Here is a 17,508-nt window from a genome sequence, read left to right as displayed (position 1 = left end):
GGGAGCAACGTGACCGACGTGTTTCACTCGGGTTCGACGAAGGCGAGCACGGACCGGGGATTGTCGACCAGGATCCGATCGATGACATCGGAGTCGACGCCGCGTTTCTTCAGGAGCGGAACGACGTGTTCGAGCACGTGGGCGTATCCGAACCCGCCGTAGGCGGTCCGCTGCAGCTTCGTGTACACGTCCTGTGAGAACAGCAGCCGGTCGGCGTGTCCATCGTCGATCAGTTCCGTGACGAACTCGAGGCGCCGGGAATCGGACATGTAGGCGTCGCCGTACTGATCGAGGGACGCCTCCATGCCCCAGAGGTCGTACTCGAGGTAGGCGCCGCGCTCGGCGAGGCGGCGTTGATACGTGAGGTCCTCGAAGACCGTCCGGTCCATGTGGCTCATCACCACACGATCGGCCGGGAGTCCCTCCTCCTCGACGAGGTCCAGTATCTCGAGGCACCACCGGGAGGTCGGGTAGGTGCGATCGCGTTGGCTGTGTTCGGTTCGACCGGGCGGATGGAAGTTCACGGAGGCGCCGGTCCGGAGCGCGGCGCGGGCCGCCGCGCGAGCCACTTTCCGTTCGGCCTCGTGGATCCGTCCGCTCAGCCCGATCTCGCCGATCAGGCCGGCGCGAACGTCTGTGTCGTCGATCCCCGTCTCGACGTCGTCGACGAACTCCGCCGCGATCTCGTCGACGCTCATCCGGGCGATCCGGTCTGGATGGACCGGACGGACGTAGTAGGCCGTGCCGTGGACGACGGTCACGCCGGTCGCGTTCGCGACCCGCCGGACCGCCCGCGGGTCCTCGCCGGCGTTCTTCGGCGTCACGTCGACGATCGCGTCCCCGCCGGCCTGCACGTACCGTTCCACCTCGTCTACGGCCTCCTCCGGGGAGTCCAGCCGCATGTTGTCCCGGTGTTGCATCGCGTTGCGTCTCACGTACGGGAGCGTCTCCATCGAGACGGGCTCGCGAGCCAGCCGGCGGTCGACGGCGCTGTCCGGCTTCGTGTACAGCGCGTCGACCGTGTCGATGAAGAGGTGCTCGTGGGTCATGGTCGTCCCGAGCGAGTCGGGGTCGATGCGACCGGTGACCGTGACGATGGAGCCGGGGTCGGACGTCATTGATACACACACCCACCGTGGTCGGGTTAAAGATACCGGCGTCGGGCCATCGGAAGGGCGACCCGATTCAGGTACTCGCGGATGCGCTCATCCGCTCGCGGACGCGTCGGGCGCTTATTCGCGGACGCGTCGGGCGTTCACTCGTAGACGCGTCGACCCGTCTCGTTCGCCTCGATGAACTCCCAGTCGTACTCGACGCCGAGGCCGGGGCCGTCGGGGAACCCGATCGTGCCGTCGTCGTCGATGCGGTCGAGCTGGTCGGTGTAGCCGTCGGCGTAGATGGGCGGCGTCGTGTTCGGCGTCTTCGGGCCGACGAGCGACATCTCGTAGTAGTTCGTGTTTCGGATGGCCGCCAGACACTGCCGCTGTGCGGGGCCGGGGGCGTGGAACTCGATGTCGAGGCCGAATCCCTCGGCCACGCGAGCGCGCTTTATCGCGCCGGTGATCCCGGCGTCGTACTCGGGATCCGCGCGGACGAAGTCGGTCGCCTCGTTCGCGATGAAGTCCGTGAACGGTTCGACTCCGCGGACGTGCTCGGTCTGGAGGATGGGCGTATCGAGCTTCTGGCGGAGCTTCCGGTGGGCGTGTTGGGAGATGCCGCCGTCGCGATAGGGGTCCTCGTACCAGTAGAAGTCGTGTTCGTCACACGCCTTGCCGACCGCGAGCGCGTCGCCCCAGGTCTCGATCTGACAGGCCGGATCGCACATGAGGTCCATCTCGTCGCCGACGCGCTCGCCGACCGCGTGGATCGTCTCGATGGTGCGTTCGGTGTCGCGCCACTGGCCGCCCCACGGGTGGATCTTGAACCCTTGATACCCCATCTCGAGACACTCCTCGGCGAAGTCCGCGTACGCCTCCGGCGAGTCGAGCCCGCCGTTCATGTCGCCGAAGTAGGTGGAGGCGTACGCGGGGAGGCGCTCGCGATAGGTGCCGAGCAGCTCGTGGATCGCGGCGTCGTGATACTTGCCCGCGAAGTCCCAAAGCGCGATGTCGATCGGCCCCATGCCCATGCGGTCGTACTTCCGTAGCGCGCGCTTGATCTCCGACCAGTGCTTCTCGCGCTCGAGCGGGTTCTTCCCGATCAGGTAGTCCGCGACCATGTTCAACTCCGCCATCCCCGGCGAGTTCCCGCCCACGTACTCGCCCGTGATCCCCTCGTCGGTGTGTACCTGTACGCCGAAGAGACGGCGCTCGAAGGTCGAGTCCGGCTCGTAGACCATGTGGAATCCGTCGGGGGTCGGTCCCTGCTCCTCGAGCTCGTAGGCGAACTCGATCGAAACGATGTCCGTGATCGTTGGTGGCATGCACCACTAGGTGTCGGGAGAACGGATAAGTGCTGGCCCGAAGGCAGCGATCACCGTTTCCGGACGACGCGCACGCCAACCTATAGGTGACCGCCGCGAGAACGATACGTCATGTCCGATCGATTTCGCGCCTATCCCGTCGAGGAGCCGACCGACGGGGTGCGGATCCTTCACGTGGACGACGATCCCGCGTTCCTCGATCTGACGGCGACGTTCCTGCGCCGGGAGATCGAGGGCGTCTCCGTCGTGACCGAATCGAGCGTTCCGGCGGGACTCGAGCGTGTTCGATCGGAGTCGATCGACTGCGTGATCTCCGACTACGAGATGCCGGAACTGACCGGACTGGAGTTCCTCGAACGCGTTCGGGCGGTCGATCCGGACGTGCCGTTCATCCTGTTCACGGGGAAAGGATCGGAGGAGATCGCAAGCGAGGCCATCTCGGCGGGGGTGACCGACTACATCCAGAAGGGGGGCGGAAGCGACCAGTACGCGGTGCTCGCGAACCGGATCGAGAACGCCGTCGACCAGAGCCGGTCGCGGCGGGCACTCGAGGAGAGCCAGCGGCGGCTCTCACGGTTCATCGACCAGTCCCCGCTCGGTACGATCGTCTACGACGAGACGTTCACGATCCGGCGGGTGAACGAGGCGGCCGAGGAGATCACCGGGTACTCGGCCGCTGAGCTCGTCGGCGGCACCTGGCTGCCGATCGTCCCCGAGAAGCTACACCGCCACGTCGCCGAGGTGGAACGCAAGCTGCTCGACAACCGGGGCGGGTTCCAGAGCGTAAACGAGATCCGAACCCGGTCCGGCGAACGGCGGGTCTGCTCGTGGCACAACCGGGTGGTCACCGACGACGACGGGGAGGTCATCACGATCGTCTCCCAGTTCGAGGACGTCACCGATCGGCGACGGCAACGACGCGAGCTCGAGGAGACGAACGCCGTCCTCTCGACGCTCTTCGACACGCTCCCCGTGGGCGTCCTCGCCGAGGACGCCGACCGCGAGGTGCTCGCGGCCAACCAGCGCGTCTTCGACCTCCTCGAGATTCCCGGCGAGCCGGCGGACGCGGCGGGAGCCGACTGCGTGGAGCTCGCGCGCGCGGCGAGCGAGGAGTTCGAGGATCCGGACCGGTTCCTCGATCGGATCGGGGACCTGATCGAAAAGCGACAGCCGGTCACGAACGAGGAGCTCGCGCTCGCGGACGGCCGCACGTTCTCGCGCAGTTACCGGCCGATCGACCTTCCGGAGGGGCAGGGCCACCTGTGGGTCTATCAGGACGTGAGCGACCGCAAGCGCCGCGATCTCCGCCTCGAGGCGTTGAACGAGACGGCCCAGCGGCTGATGGGCGCCAGGGACCGGCGGGAGGTGGCGGAGGTCGGCGTCGAGGCAGCCCGCGACGTGCTCGGGTTGGAGGCCAACGCGATCCACCTGCGCGAGGAGGAGGTAGAGGAGAAGGAGGACGGAGAGGAGGGACCGGAGCTGGCGCCGGTCGCCTCGACGACGGCCGTCCGGGACCTCGTCGGGGACCTCCCGACCTTCACGGCAGGGGAGGGGATCGCCTGGCGCGCCTACGAGACGGGCGAGGCGATCTCGATCGACGACGTGCGGGAGGACCCCGACGTCTACGCCGAGGGGACAGAGATGCGAAGCGAGGTCTACCTCCCGCTCGGCGAGTACGGCATACTCATCGCGGGATCGCCGGAGGTCGGCGCGTTCGACGACCGGGACGTCGTGCTCGGGGAGATCCTCGCGGGCAACGTGGTCACGGCCCTCGAGCAGGTCGAACGGACGGAGCGGTTGCGCGAGCGCGAGCGCGAGCTCACGCGTCAAAACGATCGCCTGGAGGAGTTCGCGAGCGTCGCCTCACACGACCTTCGGAACCCGCTCAACGTCGCGAAGGGGCGACTGCACCTCGCGATGGAGGAAGCGGACGCGGCGGCACGGGACGACCTCGCCGACGTCGAGCGGGCGCTCGACCGGATGGAGGAGCTCATCGAGGACCTGCTCGCCCTGGCGCGCGAGGAGAACACCGAGACGGACGAGACGGCCGTCCCCCTCGACGACCTCGCGAGGGGCTGTTGGGACGACGTCGAGACCGACGGCGCGACGCTTCGCGTCGAGACCGACCGCCGGATCCGCGCCGACGAGGGGCGACTGCGCCAGATCCTCGAGAACCTCTTCGCTAACGCCGTCGAACACGGCTCGACGAGCCCTCCCTCGCAAACTCGCGAGGACGCCGTCGACCATGGTTCGACCGGAAGCGACGGCGTCCGAATAACCGTCGGGGAAACGGACGAGGAACCCGGGTTCTTCGTCGCCGACGACGGATCCGGTATCCCCGAACCCGAACGCGATCGGGTCTTCGAGTACGGCTACTCCGGATCCGAGAGCGGGACGGGTTTCGGGCTCTCGATCGTCGATCAGGCCGCGGGGGCACACGGCTGGGACGTACGCGCGACCGCCTCGGAGACGGGCGGCGCACGCTTCGAGATCACGGGCGTCGAGTTCGTGGACGAGGAGTGAGAAAACCACGAACGACGGCGGGAGAGGGCGGCAGTGAGGGCGGCGAGAACGGGGAGCCACGAGGGAGCGAGAATGTGAAACGGAGACGGCCGTGGCCGTCCGGGCGCGGACGCGCATCTTTTTGCACGACCCCCTCGAGCGTTCGTCCATGAGCGCCGATCGGCCGGACGAGGAGGAGGACACCCTCGAGGACCACGGCCCGGAGGATCCGGACGTCGGTGACCTCCTCAGAAAGCTCGACGCGTTGGAGGAGACCGTCGACGACCCCCACGAGCGCCGAAAGGTCCAACAGACCATCTCGCTTGTCGAGCGGATGCCCGGGAGCACGGCGTTCAGCGAACACATCTACAAGTACACCTCCCGGGACATGGCGGAGGCGCTCGTCGGGGGCGTCATCTTCGCGCTGCCGTTCCTCGTCGAGGACGGCGTCTTCCTCATCGCCGAGTGGTTCCTCGCGGTCCGGATCGCGGCGGTTCCGGTCCTCCTCCTCGCGAACGTGTTCTTCGTGCTCGTGTTGTCCGCCGGGTTGATCTACTACGCGGACATCCGGGAGGTGCGGGTGACGAATCCGATCCTCGGGGTCATTCCGCGGCGATACGTGGGCGTGCTCGCCCTCTCGTTCGCGGTCGCGGGCGTGCTGATGGCGATGTGGGGGCGGCTGGCGATCGACGACCCGACGCCGCTTGAGGCCTTCGCCCGGGTGACGGTCGTCTGGACCGCCACCGTACTCGGGTCCGCCCTCGGCGACATTCTCCCCGGAGAAAGCAAGGGCGAGGACATAAGCGAGATGTTCGACGACGACGACTGATCGCGGACGCCGGGGGGGAACAAAAGACGGGACGACTGCGGGACCGGATTCGGCGGTGCTTACTCGCGTTTGACGCCGGGGTTCGTGACGGCGCCGAGCGACGCGGAGGCGAAATCGCGGTGGTACTTCGCGAGGATGCCCGAGGTGTAGGGCGGCTCCGGCGGCTCCCAGTCGGCGTGGCGGGAGGCCAGCTCGTCCTCCGAGAGGTCGACGGAGAGCTCGCGGTTCGGGATGTCGACGGTGACCTCGTCGCCCTCCTCGATCAGGCCGATCGGACCGCCGGATGCGGCCTCGGGGGCGACGTGGCCGATCATTGGGCCGCGGGTCGCACCGGAGAAGCGGCCGTCGGTGAGGAGCGCGACGTCGTCCTCGTGGCCGGCGCCGACGACGGCGGCGGTCACGCCGAGCATCTCGCGCATGCCGGGGCCGCCGCGGGGACCCTCGTTGCGGATGACGATCACGTCGCCGGACTCGATCTCGCCGGTCTGGACGTACTCCATCGCGTCCTCCTCGTTCTCGAAGATCCGCGCGGGGCCCTCGTGGTGGAACTCGTCCTGGCCGGTCGCCTTCAGGACCGCGCCCTCGGGCGCGAGGTTCCCCTTCAGGATCTTGATGGCGCCCTCGGGCTGTTTGGGCTCGTCGACCGGATAGAGGAAGTCGGCGTCGATCTCCTCGTCGTCGGGGAGATCGAGGCGCTCGAGCTCCTCGGAGATGGTCCGGCCCGTCACGGTGAGCTGGTCGCCGTCGAACAGGTCGGCCTCGATCAGCCGACGGATGACGATCGGGACGCCGCCGATCTCGTGGAGGTCGTTCATCACGCTCTGGCCGCCGGGCTGCATGTCGGCGATCTTCGGGGTGCGACGCGAGATCTCGTCGAAGTCCTCGATGTCGAGGCCGACGCCGGCCTCGCGGGCGAGCGCGAGGAGGTGCAGGACGCCGTTCGTCGAGCCGCCGATCGCCGTCTGGAGGGCGATCGCGTTCTCGAAGGACTCGCGGGTCAGAAGGTCCGAGGGGCGCCGGTCGTTCTCGATGCAGTCGACGACCAGGTCGCCGGCGCGTTCGGCGACCTCGTAGCGCTCGTCGACCTCGGCTGGCGCGGAGGCGGACCCGAGCGGGGCGAGTCCGAGCGCCTCGGAGATGGAGGCCATCGTGTTCGCCGTGAACATCCCGCCACACGAGCCGGCGCCGGGACAGGCGTTGCGCTCCAGCTCGTCGAGTTCGTCCGCGTCCATCTCGCCTTGCGCGTAGGTGCCGACGCCCTCGAAGACCTGCACGATGGTGACGTCGCGTCCCTCGTGTTGGCCGGGCATGATCGAGCCGCCGTAGAGGAAGACCGAGGGGAGGTCGGTCCGGATGGCCGCCATCATCATGCCGGGGAGGTTCTTGTCACAGCCCGCGACCGTGACGAGTCCGTCCATCCGCTCGCCGAAGGAGACGAGCTCGACGGAGTCGGCGATGACCTCCCGGGAGATGAGCGAGGCCTTCATCCCCTCCGTGCCCATCGAGATGGCGTCGGAGATGGTGATCGTGCCGAACTCGATGGGCATCCCGCCGGTGTCCTCGACGCCGTCGATCGCGGATCCGGCCACGTCGTCGAGGTGGACGTTACACGGCGTGATGTCGGCCGCGGGGTTGGCCACGCCCACCATCGGCGAGGAGAGATCGGCGTCGTCGAAGCCCATCGCACGGAACATCGATCGGTGGGGCGCACGCTCCGCGCCCTCGGTCACGTCCCGACTCGGCAGGTCGGCGTCCTTGCTGCCGGCGAATTTCTCTGTGTCGTCGCGCGAAGCGTCCTCGTCGTCGACGGCGTCCCCGGGCCGTCGTTGGGATTCGCTCATGACCCGACGATCGTCCCCCGACGATTTAAAATAACCGTGTGATCGCTTCCCGAAGCGAACCGGTCACCGAACCCGGCCGATCAGCGGAACGCGCGAAGGATCCCCTGTCCGTCCGTGCAGTCGGCGACGTCGGGCAGCGCCGCGCGTTCGGGGTGGGGCATCAACACCGCGGTCGCCTCACGCTCGCCGAGGACGCCGGCGACGTTCCCCGTCGAGCCGTTGGGGTTCGCCTCGTCCGTGACGTTTCCGTCGGCGTCACAGTAGCGGAACAGCACGCGGTCGTCGGCCTCCAGATCGGCGTAGGCGTCCTCGCCGATCTCGAAGCGGCCCTCGCCGTGGGCGATCGGAAGGCGAAGGACCTCGCCGGCCTCGTAGGCGTCGGTCCAGGGCGTGTCCGCGCGCTCGACGCGGAGGTGGACGTGTTCACACTGGAAGCGCGCGCTCGCGTTGGTCGTGAACGCGCCGTCGACGAGGCGGGACTCGGCGCCGATCTGCGCGCCGTTGCAGATCCCGAGGACCGGCGTGCCGTCGCCGGCGGCCGTCCGGATCGACTCCATGATCGGAGCGCGCGCCGCCATCGCGCCGGCCCGGAGGTAGTCTCCGTAGGAGAACCCGCCCGGGAGGACGATCCCGTCGGTGTCCTCGGGAAGCCCGTCCTCGAACCAGCGGCGCTCGGCGTCGATCCCGAGGTGGTCGAGGGCGCGGACCGCGTCCCGATCGCAGTTCGACCCGCCGAACTGGACGACCGTGACCGTCATCGTTCGGCCACGGCGACGTCGTAGTCGTGGATGGTCGGGTTCGCGAGGAGCCGCTCGGCCATCTCCTCCGCGCGATCGGCGGCCTCCTCGACGTCGTCGGCCTGGAGGTCGACCTCGAAGCGGTCGGCCGACCGGAGGTCCTCGAGGTCGAACCCGAGCCGTTCGAGCGCCCGCTTCGTCGTCTCGGCCTCGGGATCGAGGACGCCCCGCTTGAGCCGGACCGTGACGGTCGCAGTGTAGCCGGTCATCGATCGATACTGCGAAGTCGTGTGCAAAAACGGTTTTGGAACGGGTGTACGATCCATGTTTGTGGATACTAACTGGTGGGTGTCGACCGGAAGAACGGGCCCCGATCGACGCCGTAACAAGGCTTTTGGGACGGCACGGAGAGTGTGAGCCATGGGACGATTCGAGGGGGGTGGGCCCCCGGAGACGGTCGAATACGAGCCGACGAGCGTGAAGGACCTGCTCGTCGAGATGAAGGACACGGCGGAGCTGCTCATCGATCTCTCCTACTCGGCCGTCCTCCACCGGAGCACCGACGTCGCCCGGGAGGTGCTCGAGCTGGAAAACCGGATGGACGTCCTCCAGTTGCGCGCCCGGATGAGCCTGATGCTCGCGGCGCGAAATCCCGACGAGGCCGAACGGCTCGCCCCGGTCCTCGGCGTGGTCTCCGGGGCGGACAAGGTGAGCGATGCCGCCGGCGACATCGCGAAGATCGTCTTAGAGGAGATCGGCCTGCCGGAGGCGATGCGCGGCGCGCTGTCCGAGGCCGTCGAGATGCTGGTTCGCGGCGAGATACACGACGACTCGCCGTACGCGGGACGGACCCTCGCCGACATCGACCTGGAGTCGGAGACCGGCGTTCGGGCCATCGCGATCCGGCGCTCCCAGGAGTGGATACTCAATCCCGGCCCGAACACGACCCTGCGGGCGGGCGACGTCGCGATCCTGCGGGGTCCCGAAGCGTCGATCTCCGGGGTACACGAGACCGCGACCGGGAAGGCCTACGAACCCGGCGAGCCCGCCGAACCCGACGTCTCCGACCTCGAGCGGGCCGTCGACTCCATCGTGTTGATGAAGAACCTCTCGGAGCTGGCCGTCGACCTCGCCTACGGGTCGGTGCTGTTCGACACCGAGGAGCTGGCCGAGGAGGTGGCCAACCTCGAGGTGGAGGTCGACGCGCTCCAGTCGCGCTTCGAGGCCTGGACGCTGCAGGCGGCCGCCGAGGCGGACGATCCGGTCGCGCTTCGCGGACTCATCCACCTGGGCGTCGCCACCGAGACGATCTCCGATGCGGCCCTCGAGATCACGGAGGGGGTCCTCCGTGATCTCGACGTCCATCCGGTCGTCGAACTCGCGGTCCGGGAGTCCGACGAGATCATCACCCGGACGACCGTCGAGGCCGGAAGCGAACTCGAGGGGACCGCCGTCCGCGAGGGAGTTCCGGAGACGGCCGTCTCCACGAGCGTGTTGGCGATCCGGCGGCCCGACGAGGGATGGCTGGTCGGCCCGGATCTCGACACCACGATCCGTGAGGGAGACGTGTTGATCACGAAGGGGACGCGCACCTCGGCGGCGGCGTTCGGCTCGCTCGCGGAGTGAGGACCGGAACGGGCGAATTCTACCCGAGCCGGAAGGATGGCTCGTCCGTATCGCCGTCGAGGTCCTCGAGCTGGATGACCTCCTCGTCCTCGTCCTCGAGCTGCTCTCTGAGGTAGGTCACGTAGCGTTTGTGCTCCTCGAGCTGCTCCCTGAGGTGGTCGGCCTCCAGCTCGAGCCGCTCGTGCTCGCGGATGAAGCTCTTCGGCACCTCCACCTTCGGGGGGAAGGAGTCGTCGGCGTCGCCCGCGTTCTCCAGTTCGTGTTCGGGGACGACGCGCACCTTCCCGTCGTGGGCAACGAGCGTGTCCACGTAGTCGCGGAACACCGCCGAAAGCGAGATGTCGCGTTCCTCGGCGATCTCGCGAAGCGTCTCGAAGGCGTCCTCGTTGACGCGAAACGAGATCGTCTTGTTCTTGTTGCCCATCATCGACTCGTTGGTCCCGCATAATACTTAAACGTTTGTCAGACGGGCGCACGGACGCGTCGATCGTCGCCCGACGTCGCAGCGATGCACGACGCCGAACCCGGCTCCGTCGTCGGATCTCGACGCCGATCCGAACCAACACGCGGAGCGAAACACCGGCCCGGATCACCAACGAATCGGCCAAATCACCAACCTCCCGACCAAAACCGACACGTCGACCAAAACCACCGACACCCCGACCAGAACCACCAACATCCCGACCCGAACCACTAATTCGGTCCGTCACCTCGCCTCGTGCATGCGCGGATCGGACCGGGGGGAGGACGGAGGGGCGCGAGCGACGGGCGAACGAGTTCGCTCGCGAGCCCGCGGTTCGGCCGGCGCGGTCATCCTGGCCACGCTCCTCCTCGCGGCGGCGACGGTCGGTGGAGTATCGGTCGCTGGCGCCGCGAGCGACGGGGCGTCGAACGCGATCGACACGACGGATACGGGCGGATTTGAAACCGCCGCGGTCGCGGACTCGGATGCGATCCGGATCGAGAACGCGCTCCGACGGGTCGACCGCCCCGGGGAGTACGGCGTGAGGACCCGAGTGCGGATTCCGGACCGGGTGACCGAACTCCGGCTGGAGATCCCCGAGACCGCACGCGACGTGACGGGGACGGGATTCTCCCGCGAGAGCGAGACGACGTGGGTCTGGGACCGGGAGACGTCGACCCCGCGGCTCTCCTACCGGATGCCCGCGAACCGCACCCGCGAGGACGCCGGACCGCTGGAGGGGGAAGGCGAGTACCTGTTCGTCGGGACCGGCGAGTGGGCGATCGTTCGGACGCCGGCGATCGGCGCCAGGTGGCGACAGACTGGCGACGAGTTACGCGTCACTCGCGAGAACGTCGTATCGGGCGAGGGCGCGGCGAGCGATCGAATGGCCTACCTCGGCCCGTACGAGGAACACGTCCACGAGGCGCACGGACAGCGGTTCCGGCTGATCGTTCCCGAGAGCGCGGAGCTGTCCGAGTCGCCGGCGGAGATCCACGCGTCGCTCGAGCACGCCTCGGGAGCGCTCCGGATCGGCGACCGCGACGGGACCGTGTTCGTGATCGCCGCCCCGACGTCGGAGGTCGGCTGGAGCGTTCGCGGGCTCCAGACCGGGCCGGCGGACATGTGGGTCCGCGACCTGGAAGGGACGGACACGGCGACCAACGTCTGGGTCCACGAGTACGTCCACACGCGACAGGGCTACGCCGAGGCCCCCTCGGGACGGTGGATCACGGAGGCGTCAGCGAGCTACTACGCCGCCCTGTTGACCCTCGAGCGCGGCGGGGTCGACTTCGAGTCGTTCCGCCGCGTGCTCGAACGCGGCGAACGCGACCCGCAGGCGAGCTCCGTCCTCTCGCGGCCGGACACCTGGCGGAACGCCGCCGAGTACACGAAGGGGGCGCTCGTCACCGGCGAGATCGACCGACGAATGCGCCTCGCGACCGACGGTCAGGAGACGACCGCGACCGTCCTCCGGCGGCTCAACGCACGGGAGGACCCGATAGAGAACGACGACGTGCTCGGGTACGTCCGGGAAGCGGCCGGACGTGAGGTCCGCGACGAGGCCGAGCGGCTGACGACCACGGAGGCTGCCCCGACGGCGTGGGATCGACGCGCCCACGACGAGGCGTTCGGACGGCTACCGGCGCGGATCGCGGTCTCGATCGACGATCCGGACGCGGTTCGCGCGACCGGCGAGTACCGCGGTCGGGCGATCGATCGCGAGCCCGCGACGCTCGTTCCCGGCGAAACGCTGCAAGTCCGCGTGCGCGTCTCGAACGTCGGCGGGACGGCCGGCGAGTACGACCTCGAAATGCGCGTCGATGGCGAAACCGTAGCGACCCGGGAGGGGGAACTCGACGCGAACGAGTCGACCGTCGAATCCTTCGAGCACGCGTTCGCCGAGCGCGGCGACCACGAGGTCTCGGTCGCCGGCGATCGGATCACGGTATCGGTCGTCGAGCCGGCGACGCCCCGGGTTCGGGACCTCACCGTGGCGCCGGATCGAGTCACGGCCGGCGAGCCGATTCGCGTGAGCGCGACCGTCGAGAATCCCGAGTCGGTTCCCGCTCGCGGCGAGTTCGCGTTGTCGGTGAACGGCGAGACCGCGGAGACTCACGAGGTGCTCCTCGACGCGAACGAGACGACCACGGTCGAGTCGACCGTGACGCCGACCGATCCCGGGGAGGCGACGATCGCGTTCGGGGAGGCGCGCGCGACGGTGGCGGTCGATCCCGCGGCCACGACCGCCGGTTCGGGATCGGGCGGGACGGCCGACGACGGGGGTGGAGCGACCAACGACGGACCGACGGACGAACGAACGCCGGGATTCCTCGGCGTTCACGCGCTCGTTGCGCTCCTGCTCGCTATCGCGCTCGTGGGGGCTCGGGTTCGAGGGGCAGGATGAAGTTCGACAACGGGGGAGCGGTTCGACGGGGAGTGGGGATCGGCGAGGGAATGAGGGTTCCGCGGGAAAATCCCCGGATCAAAACGGGGCTTCCGGGCCCTCGTCGTCGGGGACGGCTTCGTCACCGCCCGAGGAGGTCGAACTCGCCTCGGTCGTGGGCTCCAAAGGCCCCTCCCAGGCGTCCAGGCCGCCGCGGAGATTCTCCACGCGGGCGTCCGCCGTGCCCGCGTACGATTCGATCAGGGCGGCGGCCTGCCGACTCGAGACGCCGTGGGGACAGACGGTCACGATCCGGTCTGCACCCTCCAGTTCCGCGACCCGCGTGGTGAGTTCCGGAAACGGGATGTTCCGGCTGCCGGGGATGTGTCCGCGATCGAAGTCGCGTCGCGACCGGATGTCGACGATCGTCGGCGGATCCTCCCGTCCATCACCATCCTCGCCTCCATTCCCGCTCCCGTCTCCATCCTCGCCTCCATTCCCGCTCCCGTCTCCATCCTCGCCGCCGTGTCCGTCCCGGAGGAGGGCTGCGAGATCTTCGGGATCGATATCCGCGACCATCTACGGGAGCGGACAGAGGCTCGCCGTGAGCACGGCTCGCTCGTCGGTCTCGTTTTCGGCGCCGTGGACGTCGCCGCGCTCGTTGTGTACGACGGCGGGTGCCTCGAGGCGTTCGCGCGCGCCGTTTCGGATCACCGTCGGCGACCCCTCGAGCACGTGGAACACGTTGGTGGAATCGGCGTGTTCGTGCGGGTCGATCGCGGCGTCGGGAGCGAGCACGAAGGCCTTGACGAGGACGTCGTCGGTGACGACGACCTCGGCGGTTTCGACCTCCCCGCGGGCGGGATCAAGGTCGGCGATCGCGTCGGCGTATCGATCGAGACTCATGGACGTCCCTCGGCGACGGAGCCGTATGAAGTGAACGAACCCGTCGGTGGCGGATCGGGGATACGTCTGTGGCGAATCGAGGACGCGTCGGTTCGGAACGGAAACGCGTCGGTGGCGGGTCGAGGACGCGTCGAAAACGGGAGTGGCCGGGGCGGGCTCCGAACCCGCGATCTCCGCATCGCCCAGGTTCGAGGCTCGGCGGGCCCCGACGGGGTCGCGGACGCTTCCAAGGCGAGTGCCGCACCGAAGCTGCGAAACCCTATGAGTGCGGCGCTATGTCCAGCTAAGCCACCCGGCCTCACCTCCACCTACCGTGATGGGACCCTTTAAGCTTCCCATCTTCCGGCGGTTTGGCACCCGCGATCACGGTCGATGCGGACGATCGTTCGAAGTCACGACGCCCGTCCGCGGCGTCGAATGAACCCGTGGATCGGCCGATTTCGGGGTCGAACCGGCGGATCGACGACGGATCCGCGCTCGAAGACGCGGCTCGGACCCGCGGATTTATACTCCGGGCGACGGATTCGTCTTCCAATGAGTCTTCCCGATCTGCTCGCATCCGCCGTCGGCGAGGGGGACGTCGTCGCGACCGTCGATCTCGGCGGCGAGGACGTCCTCGCGGTGACGGCCGACCGAACGCTCATCTACCGCGCCGACGGGCTCCTCTCGGACGAATCGATCGAGGAGTACCCACACGGTGCAGAGCGGATCGACGTCTCCGAGGGGCGACGCAAGACGACGTTCACGCTCGATTACGGCCTCGACGGCGAGGAGACCGTGACGGTGCCAGCAAAGCGGACCGACGACGCCCTCCATCCGCTGCTCGCCGGCGTCCTCTCGGCCGCGGACGTGACGGACCCGGGCGAGTCGGTGCTTCGAACGTTCCGGTTCTCCGAACTCACGCTCATCATCACGAGCGATCGGGTCGTCAAACACGTCGGATCGGTCGTCTGGGACGACGAGTTCGAGGAGTTCCACTACGGCGACGTCGTCGACCTCGGCTTCGAGGAGGGGACGGTCGCGACGTCGATCGTGTTGACCCTCGATGGACGCCAGGAGCGGTTCAAGGCGCCCAACGAGTCGGCCCGGTCGGTCAAGGAAACCCTGAGCGAGGCGGTCTGTGCCTACCACGACGTCGAGAGCGTGGCCGAGCTTCGCGCGCTTCGAGAGGAGGAGGCGGCCGAGGAGGCGGCCGCCGAGGAGGCCGCGACCGCCTCGAGTTCGACCGACTTCGGCGAGGGCCCGGACCCGCTCTCGCCGTCGCCCTCGACCGAGGCCAGCTCGGAGGCGTCGACGGCGATGGAGGCGCCGCTCGAGGAGGCATCCGGCGGCACGGACGACGACGCCGACCCGCTCGCCGCCGGCGCGTCGGAGGTCACGAACGGGTCGGGGGCCGCAGGTGACGGCGAACGAAGCGGCGGCGACGCGGCGTTCGGCGATACGGGGTTCGAGCCCGCCGGCCTCGAGGACGACGCGCTCGCGGCCGAGATCGAGGCGTTGCGCGAGACCGTCGAGGCCCAGGGCGAACGGATCGACAGACAGGCGGAGCTCATCGACCAGCTGATCGAGGAGCTGCGACGCGGCCGGTGATCCCCGGGGATCCCGCCCGCGACTCGCGACCGGTGTCCGCCGCTCCCGCGTTCACGACTCCCGACCGGTGACCTTGCGGACGCACGAGGAGCCGAACGGCCCGAGCTCGCCGGCGGACAGGCGGACGAAGTGGCCGGTCGAGATGGAGGCGCCACAGCGGCGGCACTCGAAGTCCCCCTCGCGTTCTACGATCTGTTGGTCGAAGGAGACGTAGGTCCCGCCGCGGCGTATCAGAAGCCGGCCGTCCTCGCGGGCGATGATCCCGCGTTTCTCCGCGGCATCGAGGATCTCCCTCGTGAGCGAGGGGCTCTCCGTAACGGTCTCGATCCGGTCGACCGCCGCGGAGAGGGAAAGCGACTCGTCCTCGAGGTGGGCGAGAAGCTCGATCCCGACCTCGCGTTTCTGCTCGCGAGTGCGGGCGGCATCGTCGTCGACCCCGTTCGAGCCGTCGCGCGGATCGCTCATCGTTCACCGGATTCGACGGGCACGCCCATAAGCCGGCGGGATCGATCGACGAAGGCGCCTCCACAAGGCGTTTATCGGTCGACCGGATAGTCGGTCGCGTGAAGCGCCGCCTCGCCGCCGGGATCGCCGTTTGCGTCGCCGTCGCGACGGCGGCGTGGGTCACGTCACCGGCCGCGGTCGTCGCCCCGCTCGAGCGGCTCGCCGGCGCGCCGATCGCCTTCGGGCTGGCGCTCCTCGCGCTCGCCGCAGTGCGGCCGTTTCTCGCGCTCCCGACCACGCTCCTGGCCGTCGGCGTCGGGTACGGCTACGGCTGGTCCGGCGTTCCCCTCGGGGTCGTTCTGTTGACGCTCACGGCGATCCCGCCGTACGCCCTTTCCCGGGCGGGATGGCGGGGGACGAACGGCCGGATCGTCCGGACCGGCGAGCGGGTCGTCGATCTGACCGGCGGGACCCGCGCCGTGGTCGCGAGCCGATTCCTGCCGCTGCCCTCCGATGCGGTCTCGGTCGGGGCGGGCGTCTCACGGGTCGACCTCCGGCCGTTCCTCCTCGGCACCGCGATCGGCGAGACGCCGTGGGTCGTCGCCGGGGTCGCGATCGGCGTCTCCACCGACCGACTGCTCGCGGGCGACGCGTCGGCGCTCGATCCGGCCCTGCTCGTCGGGATGGTCGGGGTCGCGGCGCTGTTGCTGTCGGGACCGTGCTACAGGGCGTACACGGAGGGGTCGGGCCGGTCGACCGAACCCCTTTGAGAGAACCCCTTTGAGACTTACGCGAGGTGCTCGCGGATGGCGGCGACGACGCGACCGGGCCGCTCGTGGACGATCCAGTGGCCCGCGTCGTGGACCTCGAGGAGCCGCCCGTCGGTACAGCGCTCGACGCTGGCCGCGGCCATCGACCGCCGGAGGAACTCATCCTCGACACCCCAGATCACGAGCGTCGGGACCTCGACGGTCGGCGAAGCCGCGACGGGGCGCTCCCGGACGACCGCACGGTACCAGTTCACCATCGCGGAGAAGGCGCCTGGACGCGACCACGCGCGTCGGTATCGATCGAAATCGCGGGCGTCGAACGTCCCCGGGCGACTCGAATGCCGCATACCGTTGACGATCGGCGCCCAGTCGCCGACCCGGGCGACGCGTTCGGGCAGACGGGGGATCTGGAAGGCGAGGAAGTACCAGCTCTTCAGCCGCTGTCGCCAGGAACCGCGGAGCGTCCGCTCGAAGACGGTCGGGTGCGGGACGTTGACCGCGACGAGTCGGCGGAGCCGCTCGGGGCGATGGATCGCGAGCCACCAGCCGACCGCGGCGCCCCAGTCGTGACCGACGACGGCGGCCGTCTCGCGGTCGTACGCGTCGATCAGCTCCGTGACGTCACGGGCCAGTTCGTCGAGTCGATAGGCCGCGATCCGGTCCGGTTTCCCGCTCAGGTTGTAGCCGCGCTGGTCGGGAACGACGACGCGGAATCCGGCCTCGGCGAGCGGCGCGATCGCCTCGTGCCAGCCGTACCAGAACTCCGGGAATCCGTGGAGGAGGACGCACAGCTCGCCGTCCGCGGGACCGGCCTCCACGACGTGGAGGCGAACGCCGTTCGCGTCGACGAACCGTGACTCGCCGGGGACGGACTCCGGGATCTCGTCGTCCGGCGGGGACGGGCCGTCAGCCGACCGCGGCGGGCTCGACATGGTCGTGACTACGACGGCGAGGTCGGGTAACGTCTTCGACGCTCGAGAGAAGTCGACAAC

The 17,508-nt window shown here is 68.9% G+C and carries 16 protein-coding genes and 1 tRNA gene; 6 read left to right on the top strand and 11 right to left on the bottom strand.

Going from position 1 to position 17,508, the window contains the following annotated elements; translation table 11 throughout:
• Positions 1-23: 23 nt before the first annotated feature.
• Positions 24-1,118: a phosphotriesterase family protein gene (locus ACZ5YD_RS11480; RefSeq protein ID WP_379744489.1), complete on the bottom strand. Its 1,095-nt coding sequence runs from the start codon at positions 1,116-1,118 to the stop codon at positions 24-26.
• A 137-nt stretch (positions 1,119-1,255) separates the two neighbouring features.
• Positions 1,256-2,422, bottom strand: a complete 1,167-nt coding sequence (locus tag ACZ5YD_RS11475) for an enolase C-terminal domain-like protein (RefSeq protein ID WP_379744491.1) — start codon at positions 2,420-2,422, stop codon at positions 1,256-1,258.
• Between the two features lie 111 nt (positions 2,423-2,533).
• On the opposite strand from ACZ5YD_RS11475, the gene ACZ5YD_RS11470 reads away from it, so the two are divergent.
• Together ACZ5YD_RS11470 and ACZ5YD_RS11465 are read left to right on the top strand one after the other, a co-directional pair.
• Complete coding sequence (locus tag ACZ5YD_RS11470; RefSeq protein ID WP_379744493.1) at positions 2,534-4,945, top strand: hybrid sensor histidine kinase/response regulator; 2,412 nt, start codon at positions 2,534-2,536, stop codon at positions 4,943-4,945.
• Between the two features lie 148 nt (positions 4,946-5,093).
• A complete protein-coding gene (locus ACZ5YD_RS11465; RefSeq protein ID WP_379744495.1) occupies positions 5,094-5,753 on the top strand; it encodes a DUF2391 domain-containing protein in 660 nt (219 codons plus the stop codon).
• A 59-nt stretch (positions 5,754-5,812) separates the two neighbouring features.
• Here ACZ5YD_RS11465 and ilvD read toward each other — a convergent pair whose 3' ends face one another.
• From ilvD to purS, 3 genes are all read right to left on the bottom strand, one after another.
• A complete protein-coding gene (ilvD, locus tag ACZ5YD_RS11460; RefSeq protein WP_379744497.1) occupies positions 5,813-7,594 on the bottom strand; it encodes a dihydroxy-acid dehydratase in 1,782 nt (593 codons plus the stop codon).
• Positions 7,595-7,674: 80 nt separating this feature from the next.
• A complete protein-coding gene (gene purQ, locus ACZ5YD_RS11455; protein ID WP_379744499.1) occupies positions 7,675-8,352 on the bottom strand; it encodes a phosphoribosylformylglycinamidine synthase I in 678 nt (225 codons plus the stop codon).
• Positions 8,349-8,600: a phosphoribosylformylglycinamidine synthase subunit PurS gene (gene purS, locus ACZ5YD_RS11450; RefSeq protein WP_379744501.1), complete on the bottom strand. Its 252-nt coding sequence runs from the start codon at positions 8,598-8,600 to the stop codon at positions 8,349-8,351. The genes purQ and purS overlap by 4 nt, the downstream gene beginning before the upstream one ends.
• 151 nt (positions 8,601-8,751) lie before the next feature.
• Between purS and ACZ5YD_RS11445 the strand changes: the two genes are divergently transcribed.
• Positions 8,752-9,957, top strand: a complete 1,206-nt coding sequence (locus ACZ5YD_RS11445; protein WP_379744503.1) for a potassium channel family protein — start codon at positions 8,752-8,754, stop codon at positions 9,955-9,957.
• Between the two features lie 19 nt (positions 9,958-9,976).
• Here the strand turns inward: ACZ5YD_RS11445 and ACZ5YD_RS11440 are convergent, their stop codons facing one another.
• Positions 9,977-10,381, bottom strand: a complete 405-nt coding sequence (locus tag ACZ5YD_RS11440; protein WP_379745594.1) for a DUF8146 domain-containing protein — start codon at positions 10,379-10,381, stop codon at positions 9,977-9,979.
• Between the two features lie 298 nt (positions 10,382-10,679).
• Between ACZ5YD_RS11440 and ACZ5YD_RS11435 the strand changes: the two genes are divergently transcribed.
• A complete protein-coding gene (locus ACZ5YD_RS11435; protein ID WP_379744505.1) occupies positions 10,680-12,827 on the top strand; it encodes a CARDB domain-containing protein in 2,148 nt (715 codons plus the stop codon).
• A 78-nt stretch (positions 12,828-12,905) separates the two neighbouring features.
• Here ACZ5YD_RS11435 and ACZ5YD_RS11430 read toward each other — a convergent pair whose 3' ends face one another.
• The 3 genes from ACZ5YD_RS11430 to ACZ5YD_RS11420 all read right to left on the bottom strand — a co-directional run bounded on the left by ACZ5YD_RS11430 (position 12,906) and on the right by ACZ5YD_RS11420 (position 14,010).
• The gene (locus ACZ5YD_RS11430) at positions 12,906-13,385 is read right to left on the bottom strand and encodes a rhodanese-like domain-containing protein (RefSeq protein WP_379744507.1); all 480 of its coding nucleotides are present in this window, start codon (positions 13,383-13,385) and stop codon (positions 12,906-12,908) included.
• Positions 13,386-13,712 (bottom strand): cupin domain-containing protein, encoded by a 327-nt coding sequence (locus ACZ5YD_RS11425; protein ID WP_379744509.1) that lies wholly within the window; start codon positions 13,710-13,712, stop codon positions 13,386-13,388.
• A gap of 143 nt (positions 13,713-13,855) precedes the next feature.
• Positions 13,856-14,010, bottom strand: a tRNA-Met gene (locus ACZ5YD_RS11420).
• Between the two features lie 236 nt (positions 14,011-14,246).
• Between ACZ5YD_RS11420 and ACZ5YD_RS11415 the strand changes: the two genes are divergently transcribed.
• Positions 14,247-15,302 (top strand): DUF7115 domain-containing protein, encoded by a 1,056-nt coding sequence (locus ACZ5YD_RS11415; RefSeq protein ID WP_379744511.1) that lies wholly within the window; start codon positions 14,247-14,249, stop codon positions 15,300-15,302.
• A 51-nt stretch (positions 15,303-15,353) separates the two neighbouring features.
• Here ACZ5YD_RS11415 and ACZ5YD_RS11410 read toward each other — a convergent pair whose 3' ends face one another.
• The gene (locus ACZ5YD_RS11410) at positions 15,354-15,767 is read right to left on the bottom strand and encodes a DUF5830 family protein (protein ID WP_379744513.1); all 414 of its coding nucleotides are present in this window, start codon (positions 15,765-15,767) and stop codon (positions 15,354-15,356) included.
• 98 nt (positions 15,768-15,865) lie between these two features.
• On the opposite strand from ACZ5YD_RS11410, the gene ACZ5YD_RS11405 reads away from it, so the two are divergent.
• Positions 15,866-16,516, top strand: coding sequence for a TVP38/TMEM64 family protein (locus tag ACZ5YD_RS11405; protein ID WP_379744515.1), 651 nt, complete (start codon positions 15,866-15,868; stop codon positions 16,514-16,516).
• A gap of 17 nt (positions 16,517-16,533) precedes the next feature.
• Here the strand turns inward: ACZ5YD_RS11405 and ACZ5YD_RS11400 are convergent, their stop codons facing one another.
• The gene (locus ACZ5YD_RS11400) at positions 16,534-17,448 is read right to left on the bottom strand and encodes an alpha/beta fold hydrolase (RefSeq protein WP_379744517.1); all 915 of its coding nucleotides are present in this window, start codon (positions 17,446-17,448) and stop codon (positions 16,534-16,536) included.
• Positions 17,449-17,508: the final 60 nt, after the last annotated feature.

It is taken from the genome of Halopenitus salinus (assembly GCF_055397165.1).
This window is presented reverse-complemented; position numbering and strand designations above follow the sequence as displayed.